Annotated in this window: 1 protein-coding gene; it reads left to right on the forward strand. The window is 73.3% G+C overall.

The genetic code is table 11. The annotated features are described in order from the left end of the window. Positions 1 to 70: 70 nt before the first annotated feature. A partial coding sequence (locus ACSNOK_RS33465) for a CurL C-terminal domain-containing protein (RefSeq protein ID WP_436784538.1) occupies positions 71 to 390 on the forward strand: 320 nt, incomplete at its 3' end.

Below are 390 nucleotides of genomic sequence, written 5' to 3' on the forward strand. Positions count from 1 at the left end.
AGATGTGTATAAGAAACAGGCCTCCGTCCCCCTCGGCGACCGCTCCCCTGCCTCCGGCCTCGTCCCCGCGGTGATCGAACCGGGTGGCGCCGCCGGGGCGTGGCTGGTTTCGGGCCGGTCGGCGGCGGGGCTGGCGGCGCAGGCGGAACGTTTGCGCGAGTGGGTGAGCGCGCGTCCGGAGCTGGAGCCGGCGGACGTGGCGTGGTCGCTGGCGGCGACGCGCTCGGTATTCGAGCACCGGGCTGTGGTGGTGGGTGGTGACCGGGGAGAGCTGGTCGCCGGTCTGGAGAGCTTGGCGGCTGATGTGCCTGCCGGTTCGGTGGTGTCGGGGGTGGCTCGGCCGGGTGCGCGGGTGGTGTTCGCGTTCGCGGGTCAGGGGTCGCAGTGGGT

Origin of the sequence: Streptomyces sp. URMC 126 (assembly GCF_051386555.1) — a bacterium.
GTDB lineage: Bacteria > Actinomycetota > Actinomycetes > Streptomycetales > Streptomycetaceae > Streptomyces.